The sequence below is a fragment of the Akkermansia sp. UBA7090 genome (assembly GCF_002493465.1).
GTDB classification, from domain to species: Bacteria; Verrucomicrobiota; Verrucomicrobiia; order Verrucomicrobiales; family Akkermansiaceae; genus Akkermansia; species Akkermansia muciniphila_A.
In genome coordinates this window covers 36,692-53,669 of the sequence record NZ_DKYW01000009.1, presented here as the reverse complement: position 1 = coordinate 53,669, position 16,978 = coordinate 36,692, and the positions used below count along the sequence as shown (strand labels likewise).

At 57.2% G+C, this 16,978-nt stretch carries 11 protein-coding genes; 6 read left to right on the top strand and 5 right to left on the bottom strand.

What is annotated here, in order from left to right; genetic code table 11:
* Positions 1 to 39: 39 nt before the first annotated feature.
* The 3 genes from B3075_RS03165 to B3075_RS03155 all read left to right on the top strand — a co-directional run bounded on the left by B3075_RS03165 (position 40) and on the right by B3075_RS03155 (position 2,790).
* Positions 40 to 747 (top strand): phosphoribosylformylglycinamidine synthase subunit PurQ, encoded by a 708-nt coding sequence (locus B3075_RS03165; RefSeq protein ID WP_094136892.1) that lies wholly within the window; start codon positions 40 to 42, stop codon positions 745 to 747.
* A 39-nt stretch (positions 748 to 786) separates the two neighbouring features.
* The gene (locus B3075_RS03160) at positions 787 to 1,566 is read left to right on the top strand and encodes a hypothetical protein (RefSeq protein ID WP_290488265.1); all 780 of its coding nucleotides are present in this window, start codon (positions 787 to 789) and stop codon (positions 1,564 to 1,566) included.
* Between the two features lie 144 nt (positions 1,567 to 1,710).
* Positions 1,711 to 2,790, top strand: a complete 1,080-nt coding sequence (locus B3075_RS03155; protein WP_094136989.1) for a M42 family metallopeptidase — start codon at positions 1,711 to 1,713, stop codon at positions 2,788 to 2,790.
* A gap of 284 nt (positions 2,791 to 3,074) precedes the next feature.
* Here the strand turns inward: B3075_RS03155 and B3075_RS03150 are convergent, their stop codons facing one another.
* Both B3075_RS03150 and B3075_RS03145 read right to left on the bottom strand, forming a co-directional pair.
* Complete coding sequence (locus tag B3075_RS03150; protein WP_094136890.1) at positions 3,075 to 3,548, bottom strand: MauE/DoxX family redox-associated membrane protein; 474 nt, start codon at positions 3,546 to 3,548, stop codon at positions 3,075 to 3,077.
* 13 nt (positions 3,549 to 3,561) lie between these two features.
* Positions 3,562 to 6,303, bottom strand: a complete 2,742-nt coding sequence (locus B3075_RS03145) for a glycoside hydrolase family 2 TIM barrel-domain containing protein (RefSeq protein ID WP_290488264.1) — start codon at positions 6,301 to 6,303, stop codon at positions 3,562 to 3,564.
* A 270-nt stretch (positions 6,304 to 6,573) separates the two neighbouring features.
* On the opposite strand from B3075_RS03145, the gene B3075_RS03140 reads away from it, so the two are divergent.
* The 3 genes from B3075_RS03140 to B3075_RS03130 all read left to right on the top strand — a co-directional run bounded on the left by B3075_RS03140 (position 6,574) and on the right by B3075_RS03130 (position 10,583).
* On the top strand, positions 6,574 to 7,605 hold the full coding sequence (locus B3075_RS03140; RefSeq protein ID WP_094136888.1) for a rod shape-determining protein: 1,032 nt from the start codon (positions 6,574 to 6,576) through the stop codon (positions 7,603 to 7,605).
* 184 nt (positions 7,606 to 7,789) lie between these two features.
* Positions 7,790 to 9,397, top strand: coding sequence for an Rne/Rng family ribonuclease (locus B3075_RS03135; protein WP_232051454.1), 1,608 nt, complete (start codon positions 7,790 to 7,792; stop codon positions 9,395 to 9,397).
* 64 nt (positions 9,398 to 9,461) lie between these two features.
* Complete coding sequence (locus B3075_RS03130; RefSeq protein ID WP_290488263.1) at positions 9,462 to 10,583, top strand: Lrp/AsnC family transcriptional regulator; 1,122 nt, start codon at positions 9,462 to 9,464, stop codon at positions 10,581 to 10,583.
* A gap of 454 nt (positions 10,584 to 11,037) precedes the next feature.
* Here the strand turns inward: B3075_RS03130 and B3075_RS03125 are convergent, their stop codons facing one another.
* The 3 genes from B3075_RS03125 to B3075_RS03115 form a co-directional block, all read right to left on the bottom strand.
* Positions 11,038 to 12,081, bottom strand: a complete 1,044-nt coding sequence (locus B3075_RS03125; RefSeq protein WP_290488262.1) for a hypothetical protein — start codon at positions 12,079 to 12,081, stop codon at positions 11,038 to 11,040.
* A 26-nt stretch (positions 12,082 to 12,107) separates the two neighbouring features.
* Positions 12,108 to 15,341 carry a tetratricopeptide repeat protein gene (locus tag B3075_RS03120; RefSeq protein WP_290488261.1) on the bottom strand — a complete coding sequence of 1,078 codons (3,234 nt, stop codon included), beginning with the start codon at positions 15,339 to 15,341 and terminating at the stop codon, positions 12,108 to 12,110.
* Between the two features lie 1,177 nt (positions 15,342 to 16,518).
* Positions 16,519 to 16,977 carry an ExbD/TolR family protein gene (locus tag B3075_RS03115; protein WP_094136881.1) on the bottom strand — a complete coding sequence of 153 codons (459 nt, stop codon included), beginning with the start codon at positions 16,975 to 16,977 and terminating at the stop codon, positions 16,519 to 16,521.
* Position 16,978 lies beyond the last annotated feature (1 nt).

Below are 16,978 nucleotides of genomic sequence, written 5' to 3'. Positions count from 1 at the left end.
ACCGGCATCTTACCAAACCAACGATTCATTTCTACCAATATGCCTCACGCACTTTTACTGAAATACCCCGGCACCAACTGCGACGTGGAAACGGAACGCGCCCTGCGCGCGGCAGGTTTCTCCACCCAGATCCAGCCCATCGCCACGGCTACGCCGGAACATGTCGCCAAATCCCAGCTTGTCGTCCTGGGAGGCGGCTTCAGCTACGGGGACTACGTCACCAGCGGCCGCCTGGCCCAGTTGGAAACGGAACGTTTCCTGGGGGATGCCCTGCAGCGGCACCACGCCGGTGGAGGCATGCTCCTGGGCATCTGCAACGGGTTCCAGATTCTCACCAAGCTGGGTATTCTTCCCGATTCCAGCCTGATTGACAATAAAAAGGAACGCTTTGAATGCGTCTGGGCCAAACTGGTGAAAGTAGCCAAAGACTCCCCCTTCCTCCAGGGCCTGCCGGACGAATTCGAGCTGCCCTCCGCCCATGCGGAAGGGCGCCTGGTCACCCGCCCCGGAGATGCAGAAAAATACCTGGCCGCCGGAAATGTGGCTCTCCAGTACGTGGACAACCGCGACGGCTGCGAATGCAGCATCGCCGGCCTCCAGGATTCCACCGGGCGCGCCATGGGCCTGATGCCCCACCCGGAACGCTTTCTGCTGCCCCGCCACCACTATGACAAGGACTGGGCCGGCAACGAAGACTGGGGCTGGGGGTACTTCCTCTTCAAATCCGCCTTTGACGCCCTGAAATAAAGGTTCATCCCCCGCAACCTCTTTCCCCGCACTCATTCCATGACAGACACGGTCCTCATCGGTTCCTCTTGCGCCCTCGGCGCTTTCTGGTCCTCAAAACGGTATTTTGACTACCTGATTGATGAAACCAACCTGTCCCTGCTGCGCGGCAAGGAATTCGGGCAGGCCGTCATTATCTGCCCCTCCCTCCGGGAAGGGGGCACGGCTATCCGGCGGAATACGGCTCCCTTTCTGGCTCAGGTTAAAACCCTGATTGATCTCCTGCATGATGTAAAGGCGGAACGGGTGACCTACATCACCAGCATTGACACCCAGCCGGAAACGGGCAATGAACTTTCCCCCTTGCTCCGTGAACCGGAGGACGAATGGCTGGCGGCTCTGGTGGAGTTGAAAGACTTCATCAACCTCCGGTTCGGCCGCGTGCTGACCGTGTACCTTCCGGAAGTCACCGGAACGGGAGCAGGCATGAGTGTGGCGGATCTGCTGGCAGAAGTTCCGGAAGGGACGGAAGAGCTGGACGTGGCCCTGCTGGAGCGCCACCAGCTTTATCCCATGCACCGCCTGGTCAGGGACGTGGAAAAAGCCTGGGAGTGCGGCATCTTTTCCGTGAATCTGGTGCCGGAACCCGTCACTGCCTTTGAACTGGTGGAGCAGTGCTTCCCTTCCCTGGTCAACCGCCTCCCCGTCGCGAAGGAAACGGACCCGTACGGAAGCGCCAGAACATCCGTTTACTCCACTCAGTACCACGATCCGGACACCGGTTATATCATGGACAAGCAGGACGTTCTGGCGGGGCTTTCCCTGGACAAACAGTCCTAGCCCCCCTGTCAAAAAAACTTTTTCCAGACCCCGTCTGCTTCCTGCGCAGTCGGGGCCTTTTATTCCCCGCCTTCAAAAAGAGCTCCACTGCAGGAGCCGTGCTTTCCTGTTGAGCGCATGCCGGAACGGTGCTATACAAAAGCCATGAAGATCAGCGACGACAGCCTTGAATTCTTAACGGAACTTCTGGAAACACCCAGCCCGTCCGGCTTTGAAATAGACGCCCAGCGCATCTGGGCGGACGAACTGCGCAAATATACGGAAGACGTCCAGTGCGACACCTACGGCAATACTTGGGCCGTCTTCCACGCGGACGCGGAAGAAGCCCCCACATTGATGATTGAAGCCCATGCGGATGAAATCGGCTTCATGATCCGTCATATCACCAAGGACGGCTTCCTGTATGTGGAACGCGTAGGCGGCACGGATACGGCCATCGCGCGGGGGCGCCGCGTGCGCTTCCTGGGTTCCCAGGGCGAAGTGATGGGAGTAACCGGAAACACGGCCATCCACTTGCGGGAACCCGGAGAAAAGGAACCCAAGATTTGGGAAATTTACGTTGACGTAGGCGCCTCCTCCGACAAGGAAGTAGCGGAACTCGGGCTGCGCGTGGGCCATGTGGGCGTTTACTGCGACGGCCCCATGCTGATGAATGAAAACAAGCTGGTATGCCGGGCTCTGGACAACCGGCTGAGCGGCTTCATCCTGTCGGAAATAGCCCGCAAGCTGTGCAAGCTGAAAAAGCCCGTCGCCTGGAACGTGGTGCTCGTCAACGCCGTGCAGGAAGAAGTGGGCTGCATTGGCGCGGGAATGATTACCCACCGCCTGCGCCCGGACGCGGCCATCTGCATTGACGTGACTCATGCCACGGACTCGCCCGGACTGGACAAGGGCAAATTTGGCGATATCAGGCTTGGAGGCGGCCCTGCGGTCATCCACGGCACGGCCAACCATCCCAATCTGGTGGCCCGTCTGGAAATCGTGGCGGACAAGAACAAAATACCGCTCCAGCATGAAGCCGCCGGACGCCGCACCGGAACGGACACGGACAGTATCTACATCTCCCGCGACGGCGTGGCCTCCGCGCTGGTGTCCCTCCCCCTGCGTTACATGCATTCCCCGGTGGAAACGGCCTCTCTGACAGATGTGGAAAACACCATCAAGCTGCTGCTGGAACTGGTCAAATCCCTGACGCCGGAAGACTCTTTCGGCCACAGGCTGTAATACGGAGCGGACGGCGGCATCGTTGACAACACGAGGACATGAACCGTCCTGCCGGGGAAAGGCGCACAAAACGGCCATTTCCCCGGCCTGCTTCCATGCGGCTGCATGGAAGCCCCCTTATATGGAGCAGGGCGTAACCATTGGCCTTGCAGGCGTCCTGCGGCTTCATTCGGTACTGCAATGGCCGCCGTCACTACCCGCCCGATGGTTCCCGGCCTCCTCTCCCGGAACATTTTCCTGGAAACTATCCCGAACCGGAAAACGGCAGGAGTCTTTCCTTCCGGTCACATTTCACTGAAATCCAGCCGGGTCACATTAAAGTACGTTTTTCCCTTCCGGCAGGAATCCCACAGGAGAATAAGCATGAGGAAAAAGAGGACCAGCCTCCAGGCCACTTCAAAGGGATAACTGGTTACCGCCCTCTCCACGCCGATGCAGTTGCAGGAGAGGGAAAGCCCCCTGGCCCAGCCTTGGACGAATAACGCCACGAACGTGAATGTCAGCGCGCTGCCCAGCAGCGCGGCCCCGGCGCAGGTTCTGCGGAACAGGAGCCCCAGCCCCACCACAATTTCACACGACACCCCCAGGCAGGCCAGGGGATGACCCCAGGCCTCCGGGAAAATGGCGAAACGGTCGATCGTCTCCTGAAGCTGGTCCAGATGAAACAGCTTGCGCACCGCGACGAACAGGAAAAAGCCCCCCATCCCCAGCCGGAGCAGGAGCAGACAGAAACGGACGATTTTTTCCCTTAGCATCATTGGCGTATTCCGCTTATTCGAAGTGGGTTTGCTGGGCGCTCACCTTTTCATTGCGCAAACTGTTCAGTTCATGGCGCACCTTTTCCAGCTCCATCTGAAGGGATTTCTCCCGTTCGGAGACAGAAGCCGCGGCGGAAGACGGCGTCCCGGCAGCTTTCTTCCCGCAACCTACGGCGTCTTCCGTAAAGAGCATTTTCAACCCGGGAGCCTTCGTGTCAAACTTTATAACGCCGGAAACAGGCTTTTGGGAGCCGGGATGCTTCACGGAGGCCCTCACCGTCACCGTGCCGGGCTTGGCGCCCAGACGCACCAAAGCCGGAGCGGAACCCCATTTAACGGGCTGGGTCAGCGTGCCGTCCGGAGAATCCGTCAGCAGCTCGGCAGGACCTTCCACGGAAAAGACAATCTCCTCATCATTCAGGCGCTTCACCGTTCCGCGGCCATCCGTAACCTCCGCCACCACGGCAAACACGTCGGAACCGTTGGCGTACAAATCCACGCCATCTTCCCGGTCCAGAGTCAACCGGATTTTTTCCGCTCTCCGGGCCGGGCGGACTTCATGCCTGGCCACCACCTTGCCGCCTATCAGGCCTTCCGCCACCAGTTTCACCGCGCCCTCCTTGCCGGACCGGGCAAGCTTCTTGTTTTCCATGAAATCCCAGGCTTTCGGGAACACGACGGGCACACGCTTGAGGCCGCCGGGACAGGATGCCACCTTCTTTTCCTCCGGAGGCCCTCCGTTGACGCTCAGGCGGACGGAATCACAATTGGAAAACACCGTCACGTCTTCTGGAGAAAAAGGAGTGCATTCGTTGGCAATGTGCACCACAGGGCCGGAACCGGCCCCGTTGAGCGTCTTCTGGGGACGCTGGGACATAAACGCGAAATAGGAAGTCTTGGGCTGACGGAAAGCATCCATCATGCCTCCGTAGAAAGGATCCGGATGGTAGCCGCGCTGATGGTCGAAAGGATGCCACAGGCAGCCGCCGAAATGGTAGGCGGGAGCGGCGTTCAGCGTATCGTATGTGGTATATGGGAACGAGGTCTTGAGGTAATGAAGGGCCTGCACCATCATGGGCGCTTCACCCCAGTGCCGGGCCACGCGGGAGGTGGAATTGTGGGCGGCCCAGGTATCCACGTTATCGCCAAATTCGCGGGTGAAGTAAGGTTTGTTGTTCTTCCTCTCCTTGATGGACCAGTGTTTGTCGCCTGTAGCCGGGTGGGCATACAGAACCTCATAATGCTGATTGCCCTGAGCCACCGCGTCGCAAGCGGTGTAGCATCCCTTGTACGGGTATTCCTCATGCACCAGGTCGCGGGCCTTTTTGGCGAAATCCGCCGGGTAATGAGTTTCATTCAAAATAGGCTCCCACATCATCACGGAGGGATGGTTCCTGTCCCGGCGCACCATCTGGCGGATATCGTCATACACCCGGTCCGCAAAAGGGCCGCTGCCCCAGAACTGCCAGCCCGGCGTGGCGACGATGACGAAAAGGCCCAGGCGGTCGCAGGCGTCCATGAAAGCCGGGTCCTGCGGATAATGGGCGCTCCGGATCACGCGCATGCCAGCCTTCCTCAATTTCACGGCATCCTGCCATTGCAGGTTGTTGGGCACCGCATTCCCAAGCATGGCAAAATCCTGGTGTCTGTTGCCGCCAATCAGCTTTTCAGGAAACAGGGTTCCATTGAGCACCAGCCCCTTTTCCGTTATTTCCACCGTCCGGACACCCACCCTCATGGAACGGTTGTCCAGCAGATGGACCGGATCTTTGGCATGGTCCCCTCCGGCGGCATCCCATACTTCCACGCTCAGCGTATACAAATCGGGATTGTCCGGAGACCACGGTTTCACGTTGGAAAGCACAAGAGGGATATCCACTTCACCCGTGGAATGGGGTGGGATGGCCAGAGGGACCGTCTCCCCGGCGGGATCCACCCCCTTGGGGTCCGTCATCACCGCCTGCACGCGCACCTTCTGTTCCTTATCCGTCTGGTTGGCCACCTGAACCTTCACCCCTACCTTGCCCTTGCGGGTGCGGGGATCAAGAGATTCCGTCCGGAAAAAAACTCCCCCGCCGGCCACGGTGCCGGCCTCGTTCGGATCCGTAATATACACGGGGCCGGTGGAAATGAGGTACACATCCCGGTAAATACCGCCGAAATAGGAAAAATCCAGGCCTTCCTGGGGTTTGCCGGGGGGATAGGAAGCGTCGTTGGAATTGTCCGCCTTCACGGCGATGACGTTCTTTTGTCCCGGTTTCAGCCACTTGTCCAGATTGACGATCACGGGAAGATATCCGCCGAAATGTTCCGCGGCCTTTTCTCCATTTACCCAAACCTCGCTCTTTCCCATGATGCCCTCAAAATACAGGGTGTTCCTCCTCCCCTCCAGCCGGGAGGGAGGAATGAAAGTTTTCCGGTACCATACCGGCCCCTGGTAGTTGGAGCAGCCGCTGGCCTCTTCCGGAAGAAGCTCAATGCCGTTGGGTAGGTTGACGGACTCCCAGGAAGAATCGTCGCCATCCGGGCTGGCCGCTTCCTCCGGTGCCTTCCGGCCCTTGAACAGCTTCCAGCCCACATTCATGCCGTAAACGTCCCTCTTCGTCACGTTTTCCGGCAGGCGGAGAGTCCCGGCCACGGAATAGGTTCCCGTAGACGAGACGGCCTCCTCCTGATCGGAAACCGTATCGGCATAAAGGGAAAAAGAGCCGGCCAGGCATGCCGCCGTTATTCGGATAGCAGTAACTTTCATCATGGAATAGGGGAATGCGATTTTAATATACGGAGACTCCCCGGCGCCACCTTTCATTCATATAATACATCCTTGCAGATAATGCAAATACATATGTCATCCGGCATCTTCCGCTTGACCTGGAAGGCATGTTTTTTCATAGTCGATTCGCCCTGTACGGGATTATCCCGCAGCCCCGGTCCGAGTGCCAGGCTTTCAGTCCCGTGAAAAGGAAGAAGCGAGGTGTTCCTCCACCGGCTGTTTCAGGGCTACGCCTTTATCCACTAGTTTTTTATGTCATCTTTCTTTCAGAAAATTGTCAAACTTTTCTCCTATGACATTGGCATTGACCTGGGCACCGCCAACACCCTGGTCAACGTCAAGGACCAGGGCATCGTTCTGCGCGAGCCTTCGGTCGTCGCCGTCAAGGGGGACAAGGTTCTGGCCGTGGGAGACGAAGCCAAGCGCATGCTGGGCCGCACCCCCGGCTCCGTCACGGCCATCCGGCCGTTGAAGGACGGCGTCATCGCCGACTTCTACATCACGGAGGAAATGCTCCGCTACTTCATTAAAAAAGCCACGGCCAGGTATTACCTGATCAAGCCGCGCGTGCTCATCGCCATCCCCTCCGGCATTACGGAAGTGGAACGCAGGGCCGTCAAGGAATCCGCGGAAGCGGCCGGAGCACGCCGCGTGCATCTGATTGAAGAACCCATGGCCGCCGCCATCGGCGTGGGCCTCCCGGTTCAGGAAGCCGCAGGCAACATGATCGTGGACATTGGCGGCGGCACCACGGAAGTAGCGCTTATCTCCCTTTCCGGCATCGTTTACAGCCGTTCCGTCCGTTGCGCCGGGGATGAACTGGACGACGCCATTATCTCCTACATGAGGAGAACTTACAATCTCATGGTCGGGGAACGTACCGCCGAGGACATCAAAATCCGTATCGGCTCCGCCTACCCCCTGCCTCAGGAACTCTCTATCGAGGTCAAGGGCCGCGACCTGGTCGCGGGCCTGCCCAAGACAGTGACGATTCGATCAGAAGAAGTGCGTGAAGCGCTCACGGAACAGCTCAACACGATTGTTGACGCCGTGCGGACGACTTTGGAACGCTGCCCCCCTGAACTGGCCGCCGACCTTGTGGACCGGGGGATCGTTCTGGCCGGAGGAGGAGCCCTGCTGCGCGGGCTGGACCAGCTCCTGCATGACCAGACAGGACTGCCCATCCACATTGCGGAAGACCCTCTGAGCGCCGTTGCGGAAGGTACCGGGAAAGCCCTCCAGGAACTGGACTTCTTCACCAATGTTACTGATGCGGAAGACTGAAGACGGAATCTCCGGAGCAAGCGCTCCGGCCTTGCGTCTCCCGTACTGCCGCATCACATCAACGCAACTGCCTGCATGATTCCTTTCCGGCCATCTCTACAGCTTCAACTCCAGCCGCTCCTGACGGGAGACGGCCCACCGGAAACATTACGGGCAATAGCACACCCTAGCTTATTCTCACCCCGTGTTTACAAAAATGCTTAAAAAAATCAAACGGGCCTTCGGCTTCGGATCCTGTGATCCTATGGAAGGCTCCACTATCATCATTAATGCCGAAAAGCTCGAACGCCGCGTGGCCCTTCTGGAAAACGGCGTATTGGAAGAATACACCATCGAGCGCGAAGGCGAAGACAACATCGTAGGCGGCATCTTTAAAGGCCGCGTCAAGAACATTGAGCCGGGCCTCAAAGCCATGTTCGTGGACATCGGCCAGGAAAAAAACGCCTTTCTGCACTTCTGGGACGCGCTTCCCGCCGCGCTGGACTCCAGCCTGGAAGAAATCGAACGCGAAGGCCGTCCGAAAAAACAGCAGCGCAAAATCACGTCCAAAGACATCCCGGACATCTACCCCATCGGCTCCGAAATCATGGTGCAGGTCACCAAGGGGCCTATCGGCACCAAGGGACCCCGTGTCACAACGAACGTCTCCCTGGCGGGCCGCTACCTGGTCCTGATGCCGTTCACGGACCAGTTCGGCATCTCCCGTAAAATTGAAGATCCCAAAGAACGCCTGCGCCTGCGCCAGATCATGCAGAAACTGAATGTTCCGGACGGAATGGGCATCATCATGCGCACGGTGGCCCAGGGCCAACGCTACCGCCACTTTGTCCGCGACCTCGCCATGCTGCTGGAACAATGGTACAGCGTGGAAGAAAAGAAGGAGGCCAACCCGGCTCCCGTCTGCGTGTACAAGGAACCGGACCTGATTGAACGCACGGCACGGGATTTCCTCACGGACACCGTGGACAACATCATCTGCGACAACGCGGAAACCACGGAGCACATGCGCGCCATTGCCGGAAAAATCTCCCGTCGCGCCAAGCGCCACATTCAGCACTTCCCCGTGCGCACGCCCATCTTTGAAGAACTGGGAATTGAAAAACAAATCAATGAGGCGTTCCAGCGCCAGGTGCTTCTGCCCTGCGGAGGCTACCTGGTGATTGACGAAACGGAGGCTCTGATCGCCATTGACGTCAACACCGGACGCAACAAGGGCACCAAGGATCTGGACAAGACCATTCTGGATACCAATCTGGAAGCCGCCTATGAAATCGCGCGCCAGCTCCGTCTGCGCAACATCGGCGGTCTGGTGGTGGTGGACTTTATTGACATGCGCCACAGGAAGGACCAGCAGGCCGTTTACAAGGCCATGAAGGACCGCCTGAAACGGGACAAGGCAAAAACCCAGGTACTGCAGATCACTCCCATCGGCCTGATGGAAATGACGCGCCAGCGGCTCAACGAGAGTCTCCGGGAATCCGTTCATGATCCGTGCCCGTACTGCGGAGGCAGGGGACGCGTCAAATCCGTGATGACCATGAGCGTGGAAATCCAGCGGCAAATTTACGCCTGCATCCAGAAATACCGGGACACCATCGGAGACATGGTCATCGTCGTCAACTCGGAAGTGCTCTCCCGCTTCAAGAATGAAGACGCCAGCCTGCTCATGGAACTGGAACGCCAGCACAGCGGAAGGCTGATCTTCCGGGGCGACCACAACCAGCACCGCGAATCCTTCGCCATTTACGACGCCCGGTACGACAACAAGCCCCTCTACCAGTCCGGGCAATAGCCTGAAAATCAAATCCGGCTTTCCGGGCCGGGCGATACTCTCGCCCGGCCTTTTTTACGCCGCCATGAACAACATCCCCACTTCTCCGAACGACCCCGTCAACACGGACATCCTGCTGGTGGCGGAAGACCGCATCAAAGGGTTCCGCCGCCGGCCCTTCCATGCCATTTCCGAACAATGCGGTCACCCTGTTCCCGTGGTTATCCAGAGGCTGAAAGCCATGATGGAAGCCGGAGTAGTGCGCCGCGTGCGCCAGACGCTGCTGGCGACCAAGCTGGCCCAGGGAGCCCTGGTGGCCTGGTCTCTGCCGGAGAAAAAACTGGATGCCGCTTTTGACTGGATGAAGGAGCAGGACCCTTTTACGGGCCATGTGGTGCTCCGCAATACGGATGCGGCCAATCCCGGCGCCAACTACAGGCTCTGGACCACGGTCAAGGTGCCCGTGGGATGCGGCACTCCGGAAGAACACTGCGGCATCCTGAAACGCCATATCGGAGCGAACGGCTATGTTCTGCTGCCGGCGCGCGGCGTCTTTGCGCTGGGAGTGGGACACATGCGCCGCAGGGGACTCAGGCCCGGAGAAAAAACTCCGGAGCCGGCCCCCATGCAGGAAACGAAAACCGTTTCTCTCTCCGAACTGGAATGGAAGGTGCTCCTCTCCGTCAAGGAACAGCTCAGGCCTGAGGAAATGGTGGAAGATCCCTGGTCCCTCCGTGCCGCACGGGAAGGGCTGGGAACGGAAGAATACTGCCGCACGGCGGAAGAACTGGACCGGAAGCAGGTCATTGGCCGTTTCGCCACTTTTCTGGAACATGTGAGAGCCAAAACGAACGACGGCCCCGTCACCAAATACAACGGACTGTTCCATTGGACGGTTCCCACCGGCATGGAAATCCGGGCTGGAGCGGAATGCGGGCGCCACATCTGCATGACCCATTGTTACTGGAGAACAGGCGGAGATGTTTTTGGAGGGGCGCAAATCATGGGTGTGGTACACGGATTGGAAAAAAACGCCGTTCTGGAACACAAGGCGGCGATTGACCGCCATCTGGAGGCCTCCGGCATTCCCATCCTCCACACAGCCGTTTTCTGGGGCGAACGTTCGGAAATCAAGCCTTCCGAGATTTCTCCGGAGCTGTACAGAAAATGGATGGAAGAAGTAAAAAAAGCCCCCGTTCTGCAGTAACGCCCCTCTTCCCGCCCGTCTCCGGCGGCTCTCCCCTGTCCGAACGGCCTCCCGCAGAGGCTGTCATGAAGGCACAGCATTTTTCATTCCACAACTGCTGATGCCGGCGCCGCTCTTCTCCCTCCGTCCTTGCTGCCTCGCCCGGTTCCCTGTTCCCGGCGCATAGCGGCCTAATACCGTTTTTCCGAATCTTCCGGAGCCTTTGACATGTCCTCCGCCACTTGGGAAACAGGACTGAAAGAGTTCGTTTCAGGCCTTCAAAGATGCGCGCTCCAACTTGACGAGTTGTTCATGATCTCCCTGATCACGGGGCGATTTCCCTACCGGATGCACCGGATGAAGTTTCGTCCGCAGAAACAGGAGGAATACAAAATAAGGGCCGTCCCTCCTTATGGGGAGGACGGCCCTTGTTAAAGAAAGACCGGCTGGCGAATAAACCTGCCGCATCAGTTCATCACTGCTTCTTCTGCGGCTCCGAGGGCGCCTGGTCAGGAGCCTTGGCGGGAGCAACAGCGGCAGGATGCTTGTAGGAAACCGCAAAACCGTCGTACTTGGCCGGCAGTTTCCTGTCCGGGAACATCAGTTCATGCAGACGGTACAGGGCGGCCGCTTCCCTGACAGGAGCGGGACGGGCCTTCATCCGTGAATCCGAAATGACGGCGTCGGCATTATTCTTTCTGGATTCCGCGACAGCTGCGACGGCGGGATTTTCAAAGAACTTGGCGACATCCGGCATGCGCAGATAGGTATCCAGGGAGCGGACCACGCAGGCGGACGCCAGTTCCTCATCGGAGCCATGCAGCAAAACCAGGGCTTCCGCAAAATAATCCAGCGCCTTGTTCCAATCCTGGGCCACCATGGAGGCCGCACCCAGGGCATATTTCATCCGCGCCTGCTGGAGGCGGGTGGCATTCTTCTTGGTCGCCAGGAAAGAACCGGCACGGCTTTTCACGCCGTTCCAGTCCTTATCCGGGATCAGGGCCATGATTTTCGCCACCTCCAGGTCATTCTGGGCGGCAGGAGACAGATTGGATCCTCTGACGGGGAACTTGGCCGCCAATCCCTTGACTCCAGCCCAGTCCATCATGCGCATGGCGCACTCCAGCTCATAGACGGCCGCCCGGGCGGACAGGCTGTCTTTGATGGAAAGCGTTGAGGCATACTTGTTCACCAGAGCGTGGAACTTATTGCGGGCTTCCTGGTTCTTCCGGTTTTCCATAGCCACCTTGGCATCCACAAAATCGTCCGTTTCAAAGATATACAGCGTCTTGAAAGCGCTGGCCATCTGTTGAAGGACTTCCTGGGATTCCCTGCTCTCCACAAACTGGATTGCGGGTCCATTGGAGGAAAGGATGTAAATATCCGTCGGACGGCCATTCTTGATGGTCGGCGCGGCAACTCTGGCGCGCAGGCGCTGGGGATTCTGGGCGTTCTGGGCCATGGACGGGACCAGGGCGGACAAACCGGCCAATACCATTATTACTGAAAGTGCTTTCATATGATTGATTACTAAACCTCTTGTTATTATTTCTGGCCCTTGGCGGCGCGTATGGCTGCTTCATAGGCGGCGATGTCCGCCCGTTCCTGGCTGACGGCAGGATCGGAACCGAACTTGGCCGTCTTATCCTTCACCTCATTGACCAGGGCGCTGTCCTCCGCCGTCATCTTCTTGCGGTTGGTGGGAGTATCCAGCAACTGCACGTACTGGTTGCCGGCCTTCCAGGCAACGTACCTGTCGGAAGGCTGCTTGCCCGCGCCCTGGGAAATCGTATTCCTCTTCCACAGCGTATCCATCTGCGCCAGCACGGCGGGGGCGGACCACTTCACGAGCCCCTTGTACGAACCCGTGATGTTCATGAAGTTGATCAGGGCCTTGTCCAGCTCATTCTGCTTCAGGTAGGCTTCACCCTGCAGATAGAGGACTTCCGGCAGATTCTTCTTGTAGGTCTTGTTTTCGCGGTATTTGTCGGCAGCGGCGATGACGGCCGGCCAATCCTGGCGAGCGGAGGTGAATTTGACCAGATTGTACTGAGCGTCTTCCATGGCCTTGCGGTCCGGATTAGAGCTGGATTCTTCCTTACTCAGTTCATCCTTCATCATCTTGATGGCGGTGTCCACCTTGGCCTTATCCTTGCTGCGCCCCAGAGCTACGGCTTTCCCGAAGACCGCATTTTTGCGGTACTTGGACATGCCGTTGATGCGGGCCTTTTTACGCACCGGATCAGGTTCCGACGGATCCAGGATTTCATCAAAGTAAGCGATGCTTTCTTCAGGCTGGGAAGCGCCGGCCAGGTGCGTGCCCAGCTTCACAAGCGTATACGGAGGCAGGTCGGAAGGCTTGAAGTCGCGCTTCAGCTCCACGAAGAGCTGCTTGACCAGACCTTCCAGAGCGGCCTTCTCGGCACGCTGTTCGTCCGTTTCCACAGGAGCCTTTTCATACCGTTCCTGAGTCTGGGCAATGACGGCCATACGAAGCATAGCGCTCAGCGTCTTGTCTTTATCATTGTCCACACCGGGGAACCGGTAGAAGTGGTTGCGCATGGCATTGGCATCCAGATTACGGCCCAGAGCCTGATTGCCGGCCATATACGTCTTGGTATAGGAATTGACGGCTTCCTCCAGGAGGACAGTCATCTTGGGATCGTCCTTCTTGCCTTCCCTCACGATAATTTCCTGCATTTTGACGGATGCCGGGTCAAACATCTCCTTGTCATCCTTGAAGAAGTCCATGGCGGCGGCGCCCAGCTGGAGGCTGTAGCGGCTGCCGGGCTGATCGCTGTCTTTCCAGTACTCGTCATACCATTTTTTGACCTCGTCCCGGCGCGCCGTCCTGGCCGTTTCCACGGCTTCCTTCGGTTCTACCGGAAGAGGCTTCTTGGTGGCATTGATAAACAGGTTGTACACGGCTTCCGCAGCGGGACGCTTGTCGCCCAGTTTTTTGGCGGACTCCAGAGCAGCCAGGAAATATCCTTCCGCTTCCTGCTCATGTTCCTTGCTGCCGGCATACAGATTAGCCAGCAGATTGTTGGCATACGGGAACAGGCGGTGGTCCTTGAAATTGTCCACAATTTCCTTCGCATCCTTCGCAGCAAGCTCTTCATCTCCGGGGTTCTTGCGGTTCAGGTAGTTGAAGGCCCGGTCATACAGCACGGCGGCCATATTGGCATCATCCTTGTCCGGGAAACGGGCAATGTAATTGGTAAAGGCCCGGATAGCTTCATCCGTATTGCCCAGGTTCGTGTAAGTTTCGCCAAGAAGGTACATAGCCGTTTTCAGATAGGTGCTGTCACGGTATTCCTTCACGAAGCGTTCCAGCACCGGAACCGCTTCCTTGTAACGGGAAGCGTCGGAAGCCCCCAGGTTGAACAGGGAAGCTCCTTTGCAGTACAGGGCCAGTTCATAGAACTTATGGGTGGGGTCATTCTTGTGCAGCTCCATGACTTTGTCCGCCTGCTGGACGCAGAGGTCGAATTTCTTTTCCTTCAGGAGTCCCTCCAGAGACAGCGTATTAAGCATGGGAGCATATTTGGAATTGGGGAATTCCTTCAGGTGCTGCGCCACAAGCTCGCCACCCTTGTCCGCTTCTCCCAGCTGCCAGGTGGTCATCGCCAGGTAATACAGGTTATCCTCCCTGCCCGGAGCGTCCGGGTAGGATTCATTGATAAGCTGGTAGGCAGCGCGGGCGACCCTTTGAGAACCATGCACCAGAGCCTGATTGCCCATGAAGCTGAACGTGAAAGCGTCCATGACCTTTCCATCCTCCTTCATCTTGTTGAACTGGTCGATCAGGGCAGTCACCTTCGCTCTGTCCAGCGTATGGGAGAAATCCGTCACGCCCGGCACGGCGCCGTTGGCGCGGCCCAGACGGTCCAGGGAATAATTGGCATCCGCCATGACTCCGGCCTGATCGGGAAGAAGGCCCATCAGCACCATCGCCAGGGAAGCATAATCTTCAGCCTCTTTCTGCTTTCCTTCCTGAAGCAGGGCGCGGGATTTTTCCAGCACCTCCGCAACGTAGCTCACCAGCCGCGGAGCGTACAACGCCACACGCGTGGGGCTGATATTCATCACGGAAGGGTAGTTTTCCACAAATTTCACCGTTTCGCTGCATTTGCCGGTCTTGATGGCGGCATCCACCATCGCCAGGAAGCCGTTGGTGATAACGGCATCCGTAATACGGCGGCCCTTGTAGCGGGACGTGACGCAGGAGCCAAGGTTTTCCAGACCTTTTTCAAAAGCAGGCGGGGACATCTTGAAATAGCATTGGGCCAGAAGCCCCTGCACTTCACCGGCATTGACGTTTCTGGCGACAGGGTCGCTGCGGTATTCTTTCAAGAATTTCTCCAGTAGCTCCGCGCCCTTGGCAAAATCGCCCAGACGGCAGTAATTTTCCCCTTCCCGGAACAGGGCCATTTTCACGAGCTGGTTTTTAGCGCTCGGAAACTTGGTGTAACAAGTCTTGAACGCTTCCACCGCTTCCTTGTAATTCTTCAACTGGGCCAGGCAGACGCCCTTCTGATAGTAGAACCAGCCGAAGCCGTCATCCAGCCCCAGCATTTTGATACGGGGTTCATAAACGCGGATGCAGCGCTCCACGGCCTCCAGGGCTTCCTGCCACTTCCCTTCCTTCATGGCCGTCAGGGCCGTGCGCTGGTAATCGCGCGGGCCATGCTGGGCGCCGGATGGAAGTGCCGCCCCGATACTCAGCACGGAAACCAGGCCTGCAGCCAGTGCAGTAGTATAGTTTGATTTGATCATGTGTTTAAAATTCGTTGAAACAGAAGAGATAATAAAACAGGCACAGTATCTGTGCAAATACACGGAATGCACCTATCTGTAATGGATTGCGTCATTTTAACAGGATGTGTCAAACTCTAAAGAAGAAAGTTTTACCTTTTTAGTCATCCTTGCAAGAAAGTTCTTTCAGCCTCCGTCTGTTTGAAGCTGGGGCAGGTGGGCGCCGGACATCCGGGAAAATACTGCTTTTCCCGGCATAAAAAGGCTTTTTCAATATCCCGCCGCACCACTCTACGGCCAAAGGAACTCTACGCTCCCTCCTTCACCATTTCCCGGCAGGACACGGCTCACGGCTTCATCAGCCCCGAATCCCGTCCATCAAGACATCAAAGGCACATGCAACATGGCGGAAACAGCGTCCGCCGGACCGGATTCCATTTTTCCGACATCCACAGCCATGCCGGCCTTCTCCCCCAACAACAGCCCCCGCCCAATTTTCTTTTTTCAATAGGAAATCCCAGCCGCGAACTGAAAGGAAATATCATGAAAAACGGAGCGGAATAAACGCCTTCGCCTTCTCTGATGAAAAAACAGCCATTCCTCCCCACGGGGAGATACGGGAAAATATACTTCCTCCCCCCGTATTCCCCAATAACAAATGATCACTTCCGGGAATCACCAATAAGGACCTTCCGGTCACTGCACAAATAAGATCAAGAGTTCAAGCCGCTTTTTCCTTTATCTGCTTCACCTGCCTTCCAATATCACTCTTTCAATCCCTCCCGTGAATGAACAGGTTTCCTGAAGCCGGCACCTCCAACGTTCTCCCGAATGCGCATCTTCAGACTGCCTGTCCCCCTCCCGGACGTGCACGGAATACAATACTGGAGAAAGACAGCAACATTTTCTTGAAGCTCCGTCCCCGGTCAAAATTCACGGCTATCCGCCGCCTGCGGTTCCTCGGAAGGGAAAAACGGATTCCGCGACGGGCCATGAAGGAGTATGGCTCCAGCCAAAACTACATCTCCCAACCAGAACATTTATCGTACAATAAAAGGGGCATGCCCTGCTCCGAATTTCTCCACGGAGCTTTGCTGCCGTATGCAAGCCTCTGTTTCTCCCGGCAATAACAAAAAGCTTCCGCTCCCCAAAGGGAACGGAAGCTAAGAGACAATGAAAAAATAAAGGTAATTTACTTTCAGTCGTCCTTAAGGTCGGTCAGAGCCACTGTTGTAATTCCGGCTTCCGTCAACGCGTTCATGACGTCAATAACACGCTGGTGGGGGACATCCCCTTCCACCCACAACTGCACTACCGGCTTGGTGCCTACGGCGCTGGCTTCCTGTTTTTTGGCTTCCAGCTGCTGCACGAGCGTCGCCAGGTTATGGTTGTTCATGTCATTGTCGATCATCAGGCTGTTGTCCTTGCCCCAGTAAATAGTGCCGTCCTTGATGATGCGGATCAGCGCCGGCTCAATCTGGGAGGCGTTTTCGCCCATGGATTGGCCCGGCATGGACATATCCAGCTTGCGTTCCTGAATCAGGGAAGTCGCCACAATGAAGTAAATCAACAGAAGGAAACACACGTCGATGAGGGAGGAAATATCCAGCTTGGGATCTTCATCCTCAACCGTTTCCAGTTTTTTGTGTCTTGCCATA